General features: G+C 46.6%; 19 protein-coding genes and 4 tRNA genes. 8 read left to right on the top strand and 15 right to left on the bottom strand.

The genetic code is table 11. The annotated features are described in order from the left end of the window. The first annotated feature begins 21 nt into the window (after positions 1-21). Together glnD and dapC are read left to right on the top strand one after the other, a co-directional pair. The gene (glnD, locus tag FTT64_RS00475) at positions 22-2,685 is read left to right on the top strand and encodes a [protein-PII] uridylyltransferase (RefSeq protein WP_005177196.1); all 2,664 of its coding nucleotides are present in this window, start codon (positions 22-24) and stop codon (positions 2,683-2,685) included. Positions 2,686-2,709: 24 nt separating this feature from the next. Beyond that, complete coding sequence (dapC, locus tag FTT64_RS00470) at positions 2,710-3,879, top strand: succinyldiaminopimelate transaminase (protein WP_005177188.1); 1,170 nt, start codon at positions 2,710-2,712, stop codon at positions 3,877-3,879. Positions 3,880-4,027: 148 nt separating this feature from the next. Here dapC and FTT64_RS00465 read toward each other — a convergent pair whose 3' ends face one another. Beyond that, positions 4,028-4,510, bottom strand: coding sequence for a glutathione peroxidase (locus tag FTT64_RS00465; protein WP_005177178.1), 483 nt, complete (start codon positions 4,508-4,510; stop codon positions 4,028-4,030). Further along, complete coding sequence (gene msrB, locus FTT64_RS00460) at positions 4,507-4,926, bottom strand: peptide-methionine (R)-S-oxide reductase MsrB (protein ID WP_005177175.1); 420 nt, start codon at positions 4,924-4,926, stop codon at positions 4,507-4,509. Before msrB ends, FTT64_RS00465 begins: the two co-directional genes overlap by 4 nt. Positions 4,927-5,081: 155 nt before the next feature. On the opposite strand from msrB, the gene FTT64_RS00455 reads away from it, so the two are divergent. After that, positions 5,082-6,314, top strand: a complete 1,233-nt coding sequence (locus FTT64_RS00455) for a pyridoxal phosphate-dependent aminotransferase (RefSeq protein ID WP_180087857.1) — start codon at positions 5,082-5,084, stop codon at positions 6,312-6,314. Positions 6,315-6,374: 60 nt separating this feature from the next. Here FTT64_RS00455 and FTT64_RS00450 read toward each other — a convergent pair whose 3' ends face one another. Next, positions 6,375-8,351, bottom strand: a complete 1,977-nt coding sequence (locus tag FTT64_RS00450) for an acyltransferase family protein (RefSeq protein ID WP_163145922.1) — start codon at positions 8,349-8,351, stop codon at positions 6,375-6,377. A 129-nt stretch (positions 8,352-8,480) separates the two neighbouring features. Here FTT64_RS00450 and gloB point away from each other — a divergent pair, with 129 nt between their 5' ends. Continuing rightward, positions 8,481-9,215: a hydroxyacylglutathione hydrolase gene (gene gloB, locus FTT64_RS00445; protein ID WP_005177169.1), complete on the top strand. Its 735-nt coding sequence runs from the start codon at positions 8,481-8,483 to the stop codon at positions 9,213-9,215. Positions 9,216-9,230: 15 nt separating this feature from the next. Here the strand turns inward: gloB and FTT64_RS00440 are convergent, their stop codons facing one another. After that, the gene (locus FTT64_RS00440) at positions 9,231-9,503 is read right to left on the bottom strand and encodes a hypothetical protein (protein WP_005177167.1); all 273 of its coding nucleotides are present in this window, start codon (positions 9,501-9,503) and stop codon (positions 9,231-9,233) included. Positions 9,504-9,955: 452 nt separating this feature from the next. Here FTT64_RS00440 and FTT64_RS00435 point away from each other — a divergent pair, with 452 nt between their 5' ends. Then, positions 9,956-10,159 (top strand): hypothetical protein, encoded by a 204-nt coding sequence (locus tag FTT64_RS00435; RefSeq protein WP_005177162.1) that lies wholly within the window; start codon positions 9,956-9,958, stop codon positions 10,157-10,159. A 158-nt stretch (positions 10,160-10,317) separates the two neighbouring features. Here the strand turns inward: FTT64_RS00435 and FTT64_RS00430 are convergent. From FTT64_RS00430 to FTT64_RS00405, 6 genes are all read right to left on the bottom strand, one after another. Continuing rightward, a tRNA-Leu gene (locus FTT64_RS00430) sits at positions 10,318-10,402 on the bottom strand. Positions 10,403-10,488: 86 nt separating this feature from the next. Continuing rightward, a tRNA-Leu gene (locus FTT64_RS00425) sits at positions 10,489-10,573 on the bottom strand. Between the two features lie 39 nt (positions 10,574-10,612). Continuing rightward, a tRNA-Trp gene (locus tag FTT64_RS00420) sits at positions 10,613-10,686 on the bottom strand. A 33-nt stretch (positions 10,687-10,719) separates the two neighbouring features. Further along, a tRNA-Leu gene (locus FTT64_RS00415) sits at positions 10,720-10,804 on the bottom strand. Positions 10,805-10,911: 107 nt separating this feature from the next. After that, complete coding sequence (locus FTT64_RS00410) at positions 10,912-11,748, bottom strand: protein kinase (protein WP_180181934.1); 837 nt, start codon at positions 11,746-11,748, stop codon at positions 10,912-10,914. Further along, positions 11,714-13,228: a DUF3336 domain-containing protein gene (locus tag FTT64_RS00405; RefSeq protein WP_168383937.1), complete on the bottom strand. Its 1,515-nt coding sequence runs from the start codon at positions 13,226-13,228 to the stop codon at positions 11,714-11,716. The genes FTT64_RS00410 and FTT64_RS00405 overlap by 35 nt, the downstream gene beginning before the upstream one ends. Before the next feature lie 180 nt (positions 13,229-13,408). On the opposite strand from FTT64_RS00405, the gene FTT64_RS00400 reads away from it, so the two are divergent. Further along, on the top strand, positions 13,409-14,281 hold the full coding sequence (locus tag FTT64_RS00400) for an ATP-binding protein (protein ID WP_005177155.1): 873 nt from the start codon (positions 13,409-13,411) through the stop codon (positions 14,279-14,281). A gap of 113 nt (positions 14,282-14,394) precedes the next feature. Here FTT64_RS00400 and FTT64_RS00395 read toward each other — a convergent pair whose 3' ends face one another. Next, positions 14,395-15,105, bottom strand: a complete 711-nt coding sequence (locus tag FTT64_RS00395) for a hypothetical protein (protein WP_180103451.1) — start codon at positions 15,103-15,105, stop codon at positions 14,395-14,397. 67 nt (positions 15,106-15,172) lie between these two features. Then, a complete protein-coding gene (gene tsaD / locus FTT64_RS00390; protein ID WP_005177148.1) occupies positions 15,173-16,189 on the bottom strand; it encodes a tRNA (adenosine(37)-N6)-threonylcarbamoyltransferase complex transferase subunit TsaD in 1,017 nt (338 codons plus the stop codon). Between the two features lie 147 nt (positions 16,190-16,336). Between tsaD and rpsU the strand changes: the two genes are divergently transcribed. Both rpsU and FTT64_RS00380 read left to right on the top strand, forming a co-directional pair. Beyond that, complete coding sequence (gene rpsU, locus FTT64_RS00385; RefSeq protein WP_001136722.1) at positions 16,337-16,552, top strand: 30S ribosomal protein S21; 216 nt, start codon at positions 16,337-16,339, stop codon at positions 16,550-16,552. 33 nt (positions 16,553-16,585) lie between these two features. After that, a complete protein-coding gene (locus FTT64_RS00380) occupies positions 16,586-17,032 on the top strand; it encodes a GatB/YqeY domain-containing protein (protein WP_005177146.1) in 447 nt (148 codons plus the stop codon). Positions 17,033-17,151: 119 nt separating this feature from the next. Here FTT64_RS00380 and FTT64_RS00375 read toward each other — a convergent pair whose 3' ends face one another. From FTT64_RS00375 to FTT64_RS00365, 3 genes are read right to left on the bottom strand one after another with little or no spacing between them, the layout of a single operon-like run. Beyond that, positions 17,152-17,508 carry a hypothetical protein gene (locus FTT64_RS00375; protein ID WP_180103457.1) on the bottom strand — a complete coding sequence of 119 codons (357 nt, stop codon included), beginning with the start codon at positions 17,506-17,508 and terminating at the stop codon, positions 17,152-17,154. Positions 17,509-17,556: 48 nt separating this feature from the next. Further along, positions 17,557-17,952 carry a GFA family protein gene (locus tag FTT64_RS00370; RefSeq protein WP_168414603.1) on the bottom strand — a complete coding sequence of 132 codons (396 nt, stop codon included), beginning with the start codon at positions 17,950-17,952 and terminating at the stop codon, positions 17,557-17,559. A 38-nt stretch (positions 17,953-17,990) separates the two neighbouring features. Next, complete coding sequence (locus FTT64_RS00365; protein ID WP_005177138.1) at positions 17,991-19,430, bottom strand: M48 family metalloprotease; 1,440 nt, start codon at positions 19,428-19,430, stop codon at positions 17,991-17,993. Between the last annotated feature and the right edge of the window lie 68 nt (positions 19,431-19,498).

Here is a 19,498-nt window from a genome sequence, read left to right as displayed (position 1 = left end):
GCACAACACGGAACGCTGTTCATGATCAACACCTTACCCTTGCTGAATTACGTAAAAAGTAACCATGACATTCAGGCCATTAATCAGTGGCGAAGTGATGTTGAACATCAGCTGGGGGAATGTTTTGAAAATGGACATTCGATCCGTGACATTATTCTGGCGCGCTCCAATTTTATTGATGAGGCGCTAAAATTCCTGTGGCAACATGCCGGACTGGACCAGACCGATTTAGGCCTGTTTGCGGTGGGCGGTTATGGCCGCCGCGAAATGTTGCCCTATTCCGATGTCGACATCATGATCCTGTCAGAAGATGAAATCTCGCCGGAACAGGAAAAGCTGATTTCAACCTTTATTTCATCGCTGTGGGATGTCGGTAATTTCAAACCCGGCATTAGCGTGCGTACCATTCAGGATTGCGTGATTCAGGCCACCAATGACCTGACTGTGGCCACCGCTTTAATTGAAGCACGACTGATTATTGGCAATGAACATCTGGCCAAATGGCCACGCCGGATTGTATCGCAAACCTGGACCGATAAAACCTTTTTTGATGCCAAGATGGAAGAGCAAGCCAAACGCTATGCTCAGCACAACCATACCGAAAGCAATTTAGAGCCGGATATTAAAACTGCACCGGGTGGCATCCGCGATATTAACCAGATTGGCTGGATTGCCAAACGGCATTTCCGTGTCAACCGTATTTATGATCTGGTGCATCTGGGTTTTATTTCCGAGTTTGAGCTGGGCGTGCTGGAAGAGGCTGAAAGTTTCCTCTGGGAAATTCGCCATTATTTGCACCTGCTGACCAAACGCGATGAAAACCGCCTGCTGTTTGATTATCAGCGTGATATTGCAGCCAAGTTCGGCTATGTCCGTGAAGAAGGCAAATCACCCAATTATCCGATTGAACAGTTCATGAAGCGTTATTACCGCACCGCGCAGCAGGTGTCGACGCTAAATGAAATGTTACTGGCCTATTTTAATGAATCGGTGATTACCCCGCGCCTGCCGCAATATGAACGCCAGATTGAAGAAATTAATGAAAACTTCAAACTGGTCGATGGCAAACTGGCGGTGCAGCATCACAAGATTTTTTCTGAAAAGCCCAGTGCGATTCTGGAAATTTTCTATCTGCTGGCCAATCGTCCTGAAATTACCGGGATTCGTGCCCGCACCTTACGCCTGCTGACCCTGGCTGCCAAACGGATTGACCGCGATTTTCGTGATAATCCAGTCCATCAGGCGCTGTTTATGGCGATTTTACGCTCGCCGTACCGTTTATATGACACCATGGTGGCAATGAAACGCTATGGTGTATTGGGCAACTATATTCCGGCTTTCGGGCAAATTACCGGCCTGATGCAATATGACCTGTTCCATATTTATACCGTCGATGCGCACACCCTGCTGCTGATTCGCAACCTGAACCGCTTTAAAGAACCGGAATTTGCCAAAGATTTTCCGGTGGTCAGCTCGGTGTTCCAGCGTCTGGCGCGTCGTGACATTGTCTATCTGGCCGCAATTTTCCATGACATTGCCAAAGGTCGTGGTGGCGATCATAGTGAACTTGGCGCCGCCGATGCGATTGCCTTCTGCCGCACGCATGGCTTTACCGAACGTGAATGCAATCTGGTGGCCTGGCTGGTGCAAAACCACCTGCTGATGTCGGTCACTGCACAGAAAAAAGATATTTCCGATCCGGATGTGGTCAAAGCTTTCGCCGAACTGATGGGCGATATGGAACATCTGGATTATCTGTATACCCTAACTGTGGCCGATATTAACGCCACCAATCCAACCTTATGGAACACCTGGCGCGCCTCGCTGATGCGCCAGCTATACACCCATGCCCGTGATGTGATCCGTTCCGGCCTGGGTCGTCCGGTGGATTATCAGATGCTGATTGAAGACACCAAATTTGCGGCCAGCGAATTACTGGTCGAGGATTTCTCGCTGGAAGAAGTGGAAAAAGTCTGGCAGGAACTGGGCGATGAATACTTCCTGAAAGAAACCGCCGATGAAATTGCCTGGCATACCCGTGCCATCTTGCAGCACAGTGATAATCCGGCACCGTTGGTACTGATGCGCGCGCATCGTAAATATGCGCAAGATGCGGTGCAAATCTTTATTTACACCCAAGATCAGCCGAACCTGTTTGCCACCACGGTGGCGATTTTAGACCGCATGAATCTGGATGTGCAGGACGCGCGGATTATTACCGCCACCAAAGCCTTTAGTTTAGATACTTATGTGGTGCTGGACCGTTTTGGCACCCTGTTAACCGATGCCGAGCGTCAGGACACCGTGATTCAATCACTGGTCACCGCATTAAGCCAGTCGGATAAATATCCGGGACTGATGCAGCGCCTGATTCCGCGCCAGCTGCGCCATTTTGATATTGAAAATACTGTAGACATTAGCCTGAATGCCGCACTCAACCAGAACATGGTGGAAATTGCGACACTTGACCAGCCGGGCTTACTTGCCAAAGTCGGCGGCTTGTTTATGATGCAGGGGCTGGATATTCATTCTGCTAAAATTGCCACCCTAGGCGAACGTGCCGAAGATATTTTCTTTGTCACCAAAAAAGATGGCGCGCCCATGAATGCAGAAGAAGCCAAAAGCTTTGCGGCCAAATTAAAGGCAGCACTTGATGAAGCCTCAAATCAGGTGTGCCAACATTAACATCAACCTATCGGTAACGATTACATGAACTCAAGTTTGTCTTTATTGCACCCTTATCCATTTGAAAAGTTAAACCGACTTTTTCAGGATATACAACCGGCCGATTTACCGCTGATTCCCCTCTCAATTGGAGAACCGAAGCACCCGGCACCGGAATTTGTAAAACAGGCCATTATTGACAACTTCCAGCATTTATCGACTTACCCGAACAGCAAGGGTCTGCCTGAATTACGCCACAGCATTGCCCAGTGGCTAAGTCGCCGTTTCAAGCTGAACAGCATCAGTGCAGATCACCATGTTTTACCGGTTTCAGGTACCCGTGAAGCGATCTTCTCTTTTGTACAGGCACTGGTGAAACGTGAAGATGCACCGTATGTGGTGATGCCAAACCCGTTTTACCAGATTTATGAAGGCGCAACCTTACTGGCCGGGGCCAAGCCGTATTTCATTAACTGTACCGAAGACAACCAGTATTTAGGTGACTTTGATGCCGTACCAGCCGAAGTCTGGGAAAAAACCGCGTTGCTATTTGTCTGTACGCCGGGCAACCCGACCGGTGCGGTACTGTCCAAAGACCAGTTTAAAAAGCTGATTGCACTGTCTGATCAATACGGTTTTGTGATTGCCTCAGATGAATGCTATTCAGAGCTGTGGTTTGATGAAGCCCCGACCGGTCTGCTCGAAGTCTGTGCCGAAATGGGCCGCGACGACTATAAAAACTGCGTGGTTTTCCATTCGCTGTCCAAGCGTTCCAATCTGCCGGGGATGCGTTCAGGCTTTGTTGCCGGCGATGCCGATTTACTGAAACCGTATTTGCAATACCGTACCTATCACGGTGCAGCCATGCCGGTACAGCATCAACTGGCCTCTATTGCGGCTTGGGATGATGAGCAGCACGTTGAAGACAACCGCGTGCAATACCGCGCCAAATTTGACTTGTTCCAAAGCGAGCTGGGGCAACTACTCCCTTTACAAAAACCGGATGCCGGTTTCTATTACTGGCTCAAAGTCGACAATGATGAAGCCTTTGCCAAAATGCTGATGGAAAAAGCGCACATTAAAGTATTGCCGGGCCGGTATTTATCGCGTGAAACTGAGCAAGGGAATCCGGGTGAAAACCATGTCCGTTTAGCCTTGGTGGCCGATATCGCCCAGTGCGAACAGGTGATTCAGCGCCTCAAAGCGATTTTGTAAGTGCTGATATTAAAAAATCCACTCTATTGAGTGGATTTTTTATGGCTGCTTTCAGCGCATTTTTTATTTTAGGCAGGATTAAGCACTGTTTGCGTGGATAAGCATCGCCCCCAAAATTAAAGCTGATGCTGAAATCATCTGCCCTATCTTAACCCTGTAAGGCCTGTTCAATATCCTGTTCCAATGCATCCGGCTTGGTGGTTGGTGCATAGCGATTCAGCACTTTGCCATCTTTGCCAATTAAAAACTTGGTAAAGTTCCACTTGATGCCATTGCCCAGAATGCCTTTGCTGTTATTGGTTAAATAACGGAAAATCGCGTGTGCTTCCGGGCCTTTGACATCAACCTTGGCAAACATGGGAAAGCTGACCCCATAATTTTTCTGGCAAAAGGCCCCGATCTGCTCATTGGAACCGGGGTCTTGGCCACCAAACTGGTTACAGGGAAAGCCGAGCACCTCAAAGCCTTGGGTCTTGTATTTTTCATACAGCTTTTCCAGTCCGGCAAACTGCGGGGTAAAACCGCATTTGCTGGCGGTATTCACCACCAATAAAACCTTGCCTTCATAATCGGCAAATGATTTATTTTTCCCATCTAACAACTCAGCCTCAAACTGATAAATGTTGGTCATGGATAGGTTTCCTCATCACTTTTTTCTTGTGTTTTTAGTTCTAATGACGCCGAGTTGACGCAATAGCGCAAGCCGGTCGGTTGCGGTCCATCATCAAAAACATGGCCCAAATGTGCATCACAATGATGACAGACAATTTCGGTACGCACCATGCCATGCGACTGATCGTTATGTTCTTCCACGACCCCCGGGGCAATCGGACGGTAGAAACTTGGCCAGCCACTGCCGCTGTCGTATTTGGTGTCGGAAGAAAATAAGGCTTCTCCACAGCAACGGCACACATACACCCCATCCTGTTTGCTGTTCCAGTATTTCCCTGTAAAGGCCGGTTCGGTTCCTTTTTGTCGTGTAATCCGAAACTCTTCTGGTGATAACTCTCTTTGCCATTCTCGGTCTGTTTTATTGAGTTTTCCCATCACTAACTCCTTTAAATCTTTGACATTCAATGTCATGCTTCAGTACTTCCATATTTACGCTAGAGCTTGCAAAATATCTAGCTAAATTTCAGTATAGATTGTGATAATTGCGTAATCTATTTTTTGCTAACAGAAACATATAATTGGATGGAATTATGTCCACAGGTAACACGACTCCTCGCGAAATTAAAAAATCCTCAAAACTCGAGCATGTATGCTACGACATTCGCGGACCTGTGTTACGAGCGGCCAATGAAATGGAAGAGGCCGGCCATAAAATTATTAAACTGAATATTGGTAACCCCGCCCCCTTCGGCTTTGAAGCCCCGCAGGAAATTATTAACGATGTGGCGCTGAACCTGCCAAATGCAATCGGTTATACCGACTCCAAAGGGATTTTCCCGGCACGTAAAGCTATTTGCCAGTATTATCAACAAAAAGGCATTTTTGACCTGCACGTTAATGATGTCTATATCGGCAATGGCGTGTCTGAGCTAATCGTAATGGCCATGCAAGGCCTGCTGGATGATGGCGATGAAATGCTGATTCCAATGCCGGACTATCCACTGTGGACGGCGGCGGTTAATCTGTCGGGTGGTACAGCCATTCACTATAAATGTGATGAAGAAAACCACTGGTATCCAGATCTGGCCGATATGGAAAGCAAAATCACACCCAATACCCGCGGTATTGTGATTATTAACCCGAACAACCCGACCGGTGCAGTTTATCCACGTCATGTGCTGGAACAGATTGTCGCGCTGGCAAAAAAATATGATCTGATTTTATTTGCCGACGAAATTTACGACAAAATCGTGTATGACGGCATTGAGCATGTGTCGGTTGCAGCCCTGGCTGGTGATCAGCTGTGTATTTCATTCAACGGTTTATCTAAAGCCTACCGTATTGCCGGCTACCGTTCTGGCTGGATGGCCATTACTGGCGACCGTTCACGCGCAGCCGACTATATTGAAGGTCTGGACATGCTGGCCTCTATGCGTCTGTGTGCCAACCATCAGGCGCAATATGCGATTCAGACCGCGCTTGGTGGCTATCAGTCAATTAATGACCTAATCCGTCCGGGTGGCCGTCTGTATGAACAGCGCAATATTGCCTGGGAAATGCTGAACGAAATTCCGGGTGTGTCTTGCGTCAAGCCAGAAGGTGCGATGTACTGCTTCCCGAAACTGGACCCAAATGTCTACGCCATTGAAGATGATGAAAAACTGATGCTGGATTTCCTGAAAGCCGAAAAAGTGCTGCTGGTTCAAGGCACCGGCTTTAACTGGCCAACCCCAGATCATTTCCGTGTGGTGTTCCTGCCAGCTGAAAATGAATTACGTGAAGCGCTTAGCCGTTTAGGCCGTTTCCTGGCGAAAATCCGCTAAGCTGAAATACAATAAAAAAGCCGTGATCAATTCACGGCTTTTTTGTGCAAACGAGAAAGATTAAAGCGATTTCAGCGGATTGCCGTATTGCTGTAAATAGGCCTGCCCCAGCGCTTCCGAACCTTTAAAACTGAGATGATCATCATCCTGATTTCGGTACAGCGGCGTTCCCTCGACACTTAAATCACATTGCTGCGCATCACACAGCACCTTGGTCGGCTCGACCACAATCAGTTGTGGGTACTGCTGCTGCAATTCGCTCATCCACTGATAAATTGGTGCATTGCTCTGCTGGAACTCCTCTGCCGACACCGCGCATTCACGCTCAATCCCCAGCCATTCACGGCGTAATGAACAATTGGCCTGATCCGGATCAATCACCGGAACATCCATCAGCATCACTACATACTCGCTGCTGGCCAGTGCACTATCCACCGCAGCCTGTAAACCGGCAAAATAACTGTCTAAATGATTCGCGACCTGACTGTCCTCTTCTGCGCTCGGATGCAGATCATGCCCGGCATCCAGATACTGGCTAAAGGCAGCTGACATCACCACAAACTGATAATGATGCTGTTTTAAATGCGCCTCAATTGCGTCATTGCGGGCTTGAAAGGCAGCCACTTCATGCTCACCACGGCCACGCTGGACACCCGGTAAATAAATAGTGGTGTCCTGAGTGCTGTCATAACCGCGCAGTCCAGCATCTTTGGCCCAGACATCCAGCAGTCCGGTATAGCTGTTGGCATGTGAATCACCAATCAGCATAAAATCAATCTGCGGTTTTTCCACACCCAGCACACAGTCTTGCGGATTGGCCAGCGTTCCAGGATTGGGAAAGCTGTGACATTTCTGCCGGATGCCATGCGCAAACGAATTTAAGGCTGCCATCTGGTTTTGCACTTGCGGACTTAGCCGCTCCGGAAAACCCTGATGCTGACTGACCAGCTGCGCCACGCCAATAAAACAGAGCGCCGGCGCCACAAAACCGCTCAGAATGACCTTGTAATTGGCAGCCATCACAAAACCTTTGCTCGGCTGTTCAATATAACGATAAGTCAGATAGGCCAGCGCGATACTAAGCAGCACCATAGCCAGCTGATAACCGGCATTAACCGGCAGCATATAGATACTGAACAGTACAATTACCGGCCAGTGCCATAAATATAAAGGATAGGAAATTTTGCCCATCCAGAGGCTAAAACGGTTGGTCAGTACCACATTCTGCGACTGCACGCTCTGGCCGATATAAATAATCAAGGCCGTTGCCAGACATGGAATCAGCGCCATTGCGCCCGGAAATGGTGTGGCATGATCCAACCACATTGCCGTGCCTAACAACAGCGCCAGACAACTCCAGACCAGCGTTTGCGCCAGCCATTTTGACCATTTTATTTGTGGCAAAAAGCAGATCAGCGCACCCAAGAGCAGTTCAAAGGCGCGGACCGGCATACTGTAATAGGCTTTCTCGGCATTCACGCTCAACTGCTGCTGCGCATACAGCAACGACATGAGAATAAAAGATCCGACCATCAGCAGACCCCATTGCCGGTTACTTCTTTTCATAAAGCACAGCAGAATCAGCGGCCAGAAAATATAGAACTGCTCTTCAACGCCCAACGACCATAAATGCAGCAGCGGCACTTCATTGACACTCTGACTGAAGTAATCACCGACTTCACGCTGCATATAAATATTGGCCATCAGAAACGTGGCATAAAAGACACTGTCGAAATAACGACTCAGCTCATCGGGCAGCATCACCTGCCAGGCCACCAGACTCACCACACTCAGTACAGTAAAATAGGCCGGTGCCAAACGCACCACCCGCTTTTTATAAAAGCGACCGATTGAGAAAGTCTGGTTCTGGATTTCTTTGCTTAAAATTAAGGTAATTAAATAGCCCGAAATCACAAAGAAAATATCGACGCCAATATAACCACCGGGGAAAATAGACAGGCCAATATGATTAAAAATCACCAACAGGACGGCAATCGCTCTTAAACCGTCAATATCGGCGCGATAGGCAAAACTCATGAACGTGCAGGGGAAAATTGAAACGTGGCTTATTGTAGACCTTTTCAGTCAAAGATCAATTTTGGATACACAGCGACGACAACATCGCTTTCAGGCTATACTGGGCATTATATTATGTGGGGGTAAGGGATGAGCAACTATAAAGTGCATCTGCTGGATATTCAGAACCAGTTACAGAATTATATTTGGCTGCTGGAACATACCACATCCAGAGATGTGATTGTGGTCGACCCCACCGAAGCCGAACCGGTGGAACAGTATTGCCGTGAGCATGGTTTAAATTTAAGCCAGATCTGGCTGACTCACTGGCATAAAGACCATATTGGGGGTGTGCCGGAGCTGCTGCAATCACGCAATATTCCGGTCTATGGCCCGCGCGAAGAGCTGAGTAAAATTCCGTTTATCACCCACCCTTTGCAGCATGAAGCCCATTTTAAATTTCATGATCTGCAGGTGGATGTACTGGCGGTTCCCGGCCATACCCTGGGGCATATTGTGTATTTTATGGATGCCATCGATACCCTGTTTTGCGGTGATACCCTGTTTGCGATGGGCTGCGGCCGGGTTTTTGAAGGCACCTTTGAGCAGATGTATCACTCTTTAAACCGTCTGGCGGCATTACCAGCGCGCACCCAAGTGTACTGCACCCACGAATATACCCTGTCCAATGCCAAATTTGCCCTGCATGTTGAACCGGATAATCTGGCGCTACAACAGCGTTATCAGCAGGTGGAAGATTTACGCCTGCTAAATCAGCCGACCTTGCCAAGTACAATTGAACTGGAACTGCAGACCAATCCTTTTTTACGGGTGGACAGCGTCGAAGAATTCCAAAAATTACGTGAAATGAAAGATAATTTTTAAAGCGGTTTAACCGGTTTATAACAGCTGGTGACTGGCCGCATACGCATCCAGCTCGGTCTGTGTCACCACACGTACCGCATTCATTTCATCAATGCGTACCAGCAGTAAGCCGCCCAACGCTGGTTGATAACGACGCGCACTGCCAAATGGAGTGTAGGCCACCTGCGATTGTTCGGTAAAGACCAGCCAGTCTTCATGGCCTAGCATTACCGCCACCGGGGTTTGGCCCTGTTGCTGCATCTGTTGAATGGTCTGCTGTACGTCAGCTTCAATGGTATTTGGCGTCATCTTACTCACTCCTGTGGCTGTACTTTATGATACCCGATCTCCAGGCCTGCTATGGCTTAAAATAAAGCCATCAATCACTCAGCGTATGCAAATTATAGCCGGCAGATCGCTACAACTTTTTATCTCGCGCCGGGCCGAAGTTGTAAGAAATACTTAAAGATGTGTTGTCATCAATATTTAACAAATTATTTCAAGCCGGCTTAAATAGCCCATAGATAATGTTGAAAATTTAGAATAAAAATACATCAAATATATCAATCAATTAATTTAAAATTTGCTTAAAATTCTGCCGCTTTATTCATCAATACATGTTTTTCAGGCGCTCAAATTCTGTCTTTTTTGCTGCAAAAATCATCAGTCTCAATATTTTTTGACACATTCTTGAATTTTGCCCTTTAAAAAATCTTGATATAACCATATCTATACTTTATTGAAGATAAGGGAGTACACTCGTGAAAAAAGTGGTAAAAGCTAAAAATTTAATTGCCTTTCGTATTTGGTTAGAAAAACTGGGATATTCAGTCAAAAATTTAGCCGATGGCCGTGGTTTTACCTTTAGTTTTAAAAAAGAATATGGTCTGGTCACTGGTGAACTGGCCGGCAATGCACTAGCCGTACAACTCGGTGAAGAATTTGAGGACCACTTAAAAGCCTGAATTCGTTTACGCACTCTTTGATCGAGAAAAATAAAGTGTTCTCATAACTTGAGCCCGTTGAACCGTCTGTTCTGCGGGCTTTTCTTTGGGCGAGATAAAGGCCTGACAAAATAACAGGCAATAAAAAAGCAGGACATCTGCCCTGCTTTTTCAGAATTTGGTGGGGATGAAGAGACTCGAACTCTTACACCTTGCGGCGCTGCGACCTGAACACAGTGCGTCTACCAATTCCGCCACATCCCCATATAAAGATGCCAATTTTTTGAAGAAATACTCAAGCTGGCCGGTTCAACAAAAGAAGCGAGGAGTTTAACCTTGCTGATTTTGAGTGGTGGGGGCGGAGAGACTCGAACTCTCACGCCTCGCAGCGCTGGAACCTAAATCCAGTGCGTCTACCAATTTCGCCACGCCCCCATACCGGGTACCAACTTAATGCTGGATTTCTCAAAATTCTGGCAGAGGATCAAGGATTCGAACCTTGACGAACGGTTTTGGAGACCGTCATGCTACCATTACACCAATCCTCTGTTACCTAAAATCAAGCTCACTTGATATTTAAGTGGTGGGGGCGGAGAGACTCGAACTCTCACGCCTCGCAGCGCTGGAACCTAAATCCAGTGCGTCTACCAATTTCGCCACGCCCCCGATGGCTGTGTATATTATAGAGATCACTTCCCGATGACAAGCCCTTTTTATGAAAAAGCCACTTGTTTGTTTAAATAAAAAACAAAAGCCTCTATTTTGGTTTTTTCTTAAGCATTTTCAGTGCTTAACAGTGTTTTTAAGGCCAAAAAACTGACTTCTCTCTGGCTTTTTTGCTTGTTGAGCATCGCCTCAAGCAGGTCCTGAAAGCCCAAATACGCTGCGGGTAACTCAATTTTAAGCTGCTGACAATGCAAATAGGCCCAATCCTGATAGCTTTTGGCCTGTAAACGGCGCTGAGTCAGCCATTCATAGACAATAATCCCCAATGCATAGAGATCACTGGCCAATGTTTTGGCTTCACCATGAAATAATTCAGGTGCCATATAGTGTGGTGTGGCTGTCATATTGGACATTAGCGGATCATCTATGGCCTGCAACTGTTCAAAATCAATCAGTTTGACCTGCCCTGCCCATTCACGCCAATGTTCGGCTTTTAAATCTGCATGTAGATAGCCCAACCGTGTTAGCTGTTCCAGGCTATCCAGTACCTGCAGCAAGCGTGTTTGAATCTGGCTTGGGCTAAATTGTGAGGGTGCTAAAGTAAAAAACGCCGGCGCATCTGGCACAATCAGATAATCCTGAAAAGTCTCCTGCTGAATGCACAGCATTTCGGTATTTTGCGCACAATAGAAAGGTAGCAGAAAATCCGGTGCATCTGCCTGCTGAAACTGGCGATAGAAATCCAGCTCTCGGCAAAAACCTGCGTTCAGTTGCGGATGCGCATCCCTCTGCTGGGCTTTCAACCAGTATACAGATTGCCCTTGTTGAAACTGAAACAGACGCCGCCCCATCTTGAAGCTTTGCGGCTTGGTTTTTAACTCAAAACAATAGTGTTCAAGTTCAGCCGGACTAAACGGCAATAAATTCGGATTTGGCGTGTTCAACGGGGTTCTGCTGATATTCTAAAAGTTCCAGACAATGCTGAATGGTTTTACCCACGCGGGCATGGGTTTCAATCATGGAGATTTTTGGCCAGGTGGCGCGTTCACCTTCGCGTTGCAGCAATCGGAACAGGTGTGGACGCGGATTTTGCAACATATAGCTATAATGACGCCAGCCATATTTGCCAACAATATTCACATCACCATAATAACGCTGATCGACAATGCCATGGCCATGATCGAGCAGACGGCGTACTGCCGGCACACCACCGACACGTTCACGGGTAAAGTCCATAATCCCCTTACTAATCACTTTGCCCTGACGGCGCACAATACGCTCCGGCCAGCTCAGCATATCTTTACGGAAACGCTCGGCATCGGTTTGCATAAATGGCACCACATGCGGATTGACCTGACTGGCAATGGTGTAATTCACATTATATAAACGCGCCATTTTTTCCTGCGGGAAATCACTACGCACACTGCCATCGACCCAACGGGTTCTGCCCATATAGGGCGTATGTTCCCCATCCTGCCGTTTACTGGTCAAACGCACCGGTGGAAACAGCACCGGTACCGCACAGGAGGCCAAAGCTGCACTCCAGACCAGCAAATCTGGCGAGGTATAACTGTTCATGATGCGTGCTTCCTGTGATGCATCATACGGCGCAACTGCAATATTGATATGCAGCCCGGACATCTTAAAGGCTTCTTCAAAGGTGACATCGCCGAGGTTGGTGAGCAGGAATTTTTTTAGATAGCGCACATCGGCAATACCACCATTGCCCTTTAAAATGTCTTCCCAGCGGCGAAAATGAAAAGCTTCGGTAAAGAACGATTCACCATTTAAAATGTGCATCATCTCCGACGGTTTGGAAATACCAAGCATAGCGGTCATAATCGCCCCGGCGCTGGAGCCAGACAGCACTTGCGGCATCAGGTCACGCTCTAGCAGCGCCTTGCACACGCCGGTGTGGAACAGGCCCAAGGTTGCCCCGCCTGAAAACATAATCGCCGGCTGGCCATAGGCCACCTGACAGTTTTTAAAAAATTCGATCTTTTCCTGAGTACTGAGTAAATGGCATTCTTTGGATGCAATAAAGGCCAGACTGTTGCTGACTTCTTCAATATAATCTTCAATAATTTTTTTAGTGCCGACATAGGTCGCGGTAAACAGCATCGGATGGGCAATATTGGCCACATCATAGGTCAGGCCTTCACGCAGAATATACATCAGATCGCTGGTTCGCTCTGCCAGGCGGTAACGGCGTAATAAATTCAGACGATGGGCAATAATTTCAGCATCAAAATACGGCGAGGTGTTGTCATACTTCCATTCCTGCGCCCCCGATTCTTCATCTATTTTTAGTGCCAGATTTTTCCATTCTTCGTAACTCTCGGCATGTTCTATTTTTCGTTTTAATTTTTTGATCCGATAGGCCTGATGAGGATTAATGTCCTGGCTAAACTCTTTAAACAACATAGCTTCCCTCTGCGCTTCGCTGAATAGGCGCTGATCTGTCGATGTCTCCTAACTATGCAGAAATTTCAGACATTCTTCAATTGCATAATTCATGTTTTCATTGCTAAATCATTTCGCCTTGGTATACAGTCGTTTGTGCACCCGATAATCTTTTGACCTAGACCGAAAAGCTGAATAATCATGGCGCATATTGATTTACCCGATAATATTCTCACCTCGCTTGCAACCATTTTACAGCAGCTCCAGCAACATTTGCCTGAACTCAAGCAAGCCACCGATTTTTCTGCATCGGCCTTTAAATGGCAGGATCAACAGTTAAAAGCCATTTACCAGCCACGAAAAATCTATCTGGAAGATTTAAAAGGCATTGAAAAACAAAAAGAAAAAGTAATTCAAAATACCTTGCAGTTTTTAAAAGGCTTACCGGCCAATGATGTACTGCTTACCGGTTCACGTGGTACCGGAAAATCTTCCATTGTGCGTGCCCTGCTAACCGAGTATGAAGCACAAGGGTTACGGTTAATTGAAATTGAACGTGATGATTTATCGGATTTGCCTGAAATTCAGAAGCTGATTGCAGATCGGCCGGAAAAATTTATTGTCTATTGTGATGATCTGGCCTTTAACGCCGAAGATGAAAATTATCGTTCTTTAAAAAGCGTGCTAGATGGTTCATTACAGTCCGGTTCAAGTAATTTTGTGATTTATGCCACCAGTAACCGCCGGCATTTATTACCTGAGTTTATGCATGAGAATACACCGGTAACACGAGTAGATGTGCCGCAATATACCGAGCTGCATCCACAGGAAGCGATTGAGGAAAAAATTTCGCTGTCCGATCGTTTCGGGATGTGGCTGTCGTTTTATCCAATGGATCAGAATCTGTATTTAGAAATTGTCGAGCATTATCTGCAAAAGGCGGAGATGGAGCTCACCGCTGAAGCGCGTGCCGAAGCTTTACGCTGGTGTCAGGCGCGTGGGCAGCGTTCTGGTCGTGCCGCTTATCAATTCTCGAAGCACTGGATTGGGTCTGCGCAGTTAAAGCAACTTTAAGTTGCCTATATTGCTCTGCCAGACAGAAATAGCGATTATGGATTGAAAATCCTCATCTACAATCTGTTCGCTCATGTTGAAAAGCCCAACCTTGTGAGATTGGGCTTTCTATCTTAAGGATTAATCGCTTTTTCTTTTTTAAATTGTGAAATGATCGTATTCATTTCAGGTTCAAATAATTCAATATACCGATCAGATAACCCGCGGCTTGAAGATGGATGTGGTAAACCTATAATCTGACAGTTTTCAAACTCACAAAAATATATTTTAAATTTTCTTCCTGAAAACTCTTTCTTTTGCTTCACTACAAAACTATCTGGAATTTCTGTACCCACAATTTCTTCAAAACGGGCTTTAACTATAGGATTTCTTAAAAGATGTATCAGCTGACTTCCCATAAACAGGATAATCTTAGGTTTTAAGGTACTGATATGATTTATAAAATTATTGACCTGTTCTTCGCTCAACAGATGCGAGTAATTCGCTAATTGATGATTGCAGGTATTGGCCCAATTGGTCTGTATAATGGACTTATCAAAATCCTGACCATATTCATTACTATCTAGCGGATGCCCCCATAAAGCAAACCACCGTTTAATTCTATTATCATAGGGCCATGATAAAGCACCCTGCCCATATCTCGGAACTTTGTTACTAAAGGTACAAGCGATATTAAAATCAACTGGCTTTGCGTCCTGTGCCTGCTCCTGATCTTTCTTAGAGTTACCCCATTCATAACCGCATATCATCAAACCCTGCTGATCATTCCAACCTTCAAATATCCCATTACCCAAATTTAAATCTTTATATCTGACTGATTTCATTTTAACTCAATAAAAAATTATTAAATTCATTGCATTATAAGCATTAAAAAAGAGGCTTTCGCCTCTTTTATACTTGCTCTGGATTGGTCAATTCCGTCATCGGCCAGCGCGGAGTCGTGGTCACAGACAAACCATCCTGCTGCCCTGCTTTTAAACGCTGATAACCGGCAAAGGCAATCATGGCACCATTATCGGTACACAGCGCAGGCTCTGCATAATAAACCGTGGCTTTAATCTTGGCTAAATCAGCTTCCAGACGTTCACGCAAACGCTTGTTGGCACTCACGCCACCCGCAATCACCAGACGTTTTAAACCGGTCTGCTTTAATGCTTTCACCGATTTTTTTACCAAGGTATCTACAATCGCTTCCTGGAAACTGGCGGCAATATCGGCATCACGGTTTTCATCACCGAGTTTTTTCATCTGTACCGAAACGGCAGTTTTTAAACCACTAAAGGAAAAGGTTAAATCCTGATGCAACATCGGACGCGGGAAAGCAAAGGCATTTGGATCACCCTGCTCAGCCAGTTTGGCAATATTCGGGCCACCCGGATACGGCAAGCCCATCATCTTGGCCACTTTATCAAAGGCTTCACCGGCGGCATCGTCAATTGACTCACCCAGCAGTTCATACTGACCAATGCCATACGCGGCCATCAGCTGTGAATGTCCACCCGAAACCAGAAGTGCAACAAATGGAAATTCAGGCGGCGTTGCAGACAATAACGGTGCCAGCATATGCCCTTCCATATGATGCACGCCAATCGCAGGTTTATTTAAGGCAAATGCCAAGGTGCGACCAAACAGCGCCCCGGTCATCAAGGCACCCATCAGGCCCGGACCGCGGGTATAGGCGACTGCATCAATATCCGATTTTTTCACACCGCTTTGCTCAAGCAGCTCGTTCATTAATGGAATCAGTTTACGCACATGATCCCGTGAGGCCAGTTCCGGCACCACGCCGCCATATTCGGCATGCAGTTTGATCTGGCTATACAGCACCTGTCCGCGTAAACCTAACTCACTGTCGTACAGCGCGAGTCCTGTTTCATCACACGATGTTTCTAAGCCTAAAACGATCATTAAACTGCCTATAACCTGTATCAAATTTATTGCGGGAACTATTATAGACTTGTGATATGAGATGTAAATGAGTAAAATACTGACCTTCACTTGTGATCGAGGGCAATTCGGCCCCAGATCTTATCCATAACTTAATGAGGATTCTTCATGCCACAAGTTAAATTGAAAGAAGGCGAACCAGTAGACGTAGCTATCCGTCGTTTCAAACGTTCTTGCGAAAAAGCAGGTGTTTTAGCTGACGTACGTAAGCGTGAATTCTACGAAAAACCAACTCAAGAACGTAAGCGCAAAAAAGCTGCTGCTGTTAAACGCTACCAAAAGAAATTGGCGCGTGAATCAGTACGTACTACTCGCCTTTACTAAGATTAATTTGTGATTGACTGCCTGGATTAAAACATGACTACTTTAAAAAGCCAGATTACTGACGTTTTGAAAGCGACAATGCGCGCTAAAGAAATGGACAAGTTAACGGTCATTCGTAGTCTACAGGCGGCAATTAAGCAAATCGAAGTCGATGAGCGCAAAGAGCTTGACGATGCTCAGGTTCTTGCGGTCATTGAAAAGCAAATTAAACAACGTAAAGAATCGGTTAAAGCCTTTGAAGGTGCTGGCCGAGAAGATTTAGCTAGTAAGGAACAAGCCGAAATTGAGGTGTTATCTCAGTTTCTACCAGAAGCTATGACTGAGGAAGAACTTGATTCCATCATTGCGCAAACGATTGCAGCGCAAGAAGCTACTAGCATGAAAGATATGGGTAAGGTGATGAATTCTCTGCGTCCGCTCATAGCCGGGCGCGCCGATCCTGCACAAGTATCTGCCAAAATTAAAGCCAAATTAAGCTAATTCAAGTCAGGCATACGCCTCACTTCCTCCCCGAACAGTATCAACAGCTGTATCAGTTTTATTTTCCCGAAAATAAAAAAACTGCCTAAAAGTTTTAAGCAGTTCTTGAGTCACTTCTATCAGTTTGCACAATTGACCTGATATTTTTTCAGCATCTGCATTTCTTTAGATGAATACACCTGCTGGGCCACATCCAGCTTGGTCATGTTGCGATATTGCGGATCCAGATAGGCACGGTTTTCATCTGCAGCGCTATACAGCTGATCAATATAATTCTGCACAATGCCACAAAACTGCTGTTGCTGCGCCGGACTAAAACCCGATTGCTGCGGATTCAGGCCCTTTAAAAACTGCCGGGTCTGTTGCTTATAACTCTGGTTAATCTGCTCAACCGCCAGTACATACTGCTCTACACTTGCTGCCTGGACCACAGACAGCCCCCCCCAGAGCAATATGCCCATCCATAATTTTTTCATCGCGTTATTTAAAATCATTATTTAGCCAGAAGCCAGAATTCTAGCATTTTAAACCCCATGCCTTATAGAGGTTTCCAGCAGACTGACTTGCAAAAACTGTGGTTTTCGATGCGCAAAAGCCTGTTCGGTCGGCGCCGGCACATAGCCTTCAGTCACCGTTCCCAAACGTAAACGCAGAACCCCCGGTAAATCTAAACGGTAAGAATAAATCGGGCTGCCACATTCCTGACAAAACACCCGCGCCTTATTCGGACTGTGAAAATATTCTTTTAAATATTGCTGGCCGCGTACAATTTTAAATTTGGCTTGATCAATCGGGCTATTCCAGCCCAGCATGGTCCCCTGCGCACGCTGGCAATGCTGGCAAAAACATAAAATGGTCTTTTCCAGCTCGGCCTGATAATGGTAATACACCAGCCCGCATAAACATTGTCCCTGTAACATCATTGTTCTCCTTATTGTTATTATGATTTTTCATGCTGTTAAATTTTGAGCTGTCGTTCCCGCTGCATTTCTGTGGTACGTGTTTTCAGTTTAGCAGTCATGGCCTGATTATCCTTGGCCAGACGCTGGGCATGCAGCAAGGATTTAATCGCTTCTTCCTCCCATCCAGACCAGTATTGCAGTTCTGCACGATAACGCAATACATTCACCGTGCGTAATGGCGAACTACGATCAATATTGGCGGCCTGCTGCATCAAACGCCAGGCACTTAAATCACGCTCATTCCGGTTCAGGAACTTTTGCACCAGTGCCTGTGCTTCAGCCGGCTGATTCTGCCGGATCAGCACTTCAGCCAGCTTGTAATTCAAGGCCCGATTCTCCGGCATAATCCGCGCAGGCGAACTGATGACTTTATAAGCCTCACTCAGCTTATTCTGCCCTAAATAGATGTCAGTTTGAATTAAGCTAATAAGATGATGTAAACGGCGATGATTTTTGGCCTGGTCCAGCGTTTGCTGTGCCAAGGCATAATCTCCCTGCCGGGTATAAAAGGCCGCTAAAGCCAGTTGTGCAGCAAAGTTGTTACGGCTGGCCAGCACCTGCAATTGCTGCTCTGTCGCCTGATTAGATACCACCAAGGTGTACTGTTTTAAAATATCAAATTCTTCATCACGTAATGATGATTTCACTCGTGGCAACTGATTGGCACGCAAACGTGCTTCACTCATCCGTTCTGTGGTCAGCGGATGGGTAAACCAGAAATCCGGCAGGAAACTGACCCGGCTGGTGGCACGATGCATTACCTCAAAAAAATCAGCCATGCTTTGCGGGTTATAACCGGCAGTATACATATATTGCATGCCAATCCGGTCGGCTTCACGTTCCTGATTACGGCTATAGGTCAGCTGCTTATCCATTAATGCGGCCTGCGAGCCCATCATCACGGCAGCACCGGCATCACCATCGGCCTGGGATGCCACCAGTGCCCCCACCAGCACACCGGCCAGCGCCAGCAACCCCTGACCCTTAAATGCTTCCTGTGAACGGCTATAATGACGCTGGGTCACGTGGGCAATCTCATGCGCCATCACCCCGGCCACTTCATCCATATTACGCGCAGAAGTCACCAGACCGGTATTTAAGGCAAACAGACCGCCTGGCACGGCAAAGGCATTAATTTGCGGATCGTTAATAATGAGCAGGCCAATAGGCTGGCCCATTTGGGTCTGGCTGAGCAGATGCGAGAAGACCGAGAACAGCTGATCTTCCAGCCACGGATTTTGCGCCACCGGCATTTGACGTTGCACTTCACGATAGACTTTTTCACCAATCATGCGTTCTTTTTGCTGATCGATCAGCCCCACCCCTGCACCAATTTCTGGCACATTAAATTGTGGTGAAGTGGTGAAGTTTGCCCCATGTGTCGAAGTGAATGCTGTAAGCAGGCCTAAACTACCTGCTAAAAACAACCGTTTCAAATTGCCGTTCTCAAATTATCTGCTCGTGTCTTGAATATAGCATTCAATATCGAAGAAATATGCAACGA

It is taken from the genome of Acinetobacter sp. Q186-3, from assembly GCF_013420655.1.
Lineage (GTDB): Bacteria > Pseudomonadota > Gammaproteobacteria > Pseudomonadales > Moraxellaceae > Acinetobacter > Acinetobacter indicus.
Note: the sequence above shows the minus strand (reverse complement) of the source record. Positions and strands in the feature narration are given on the sequence as shown.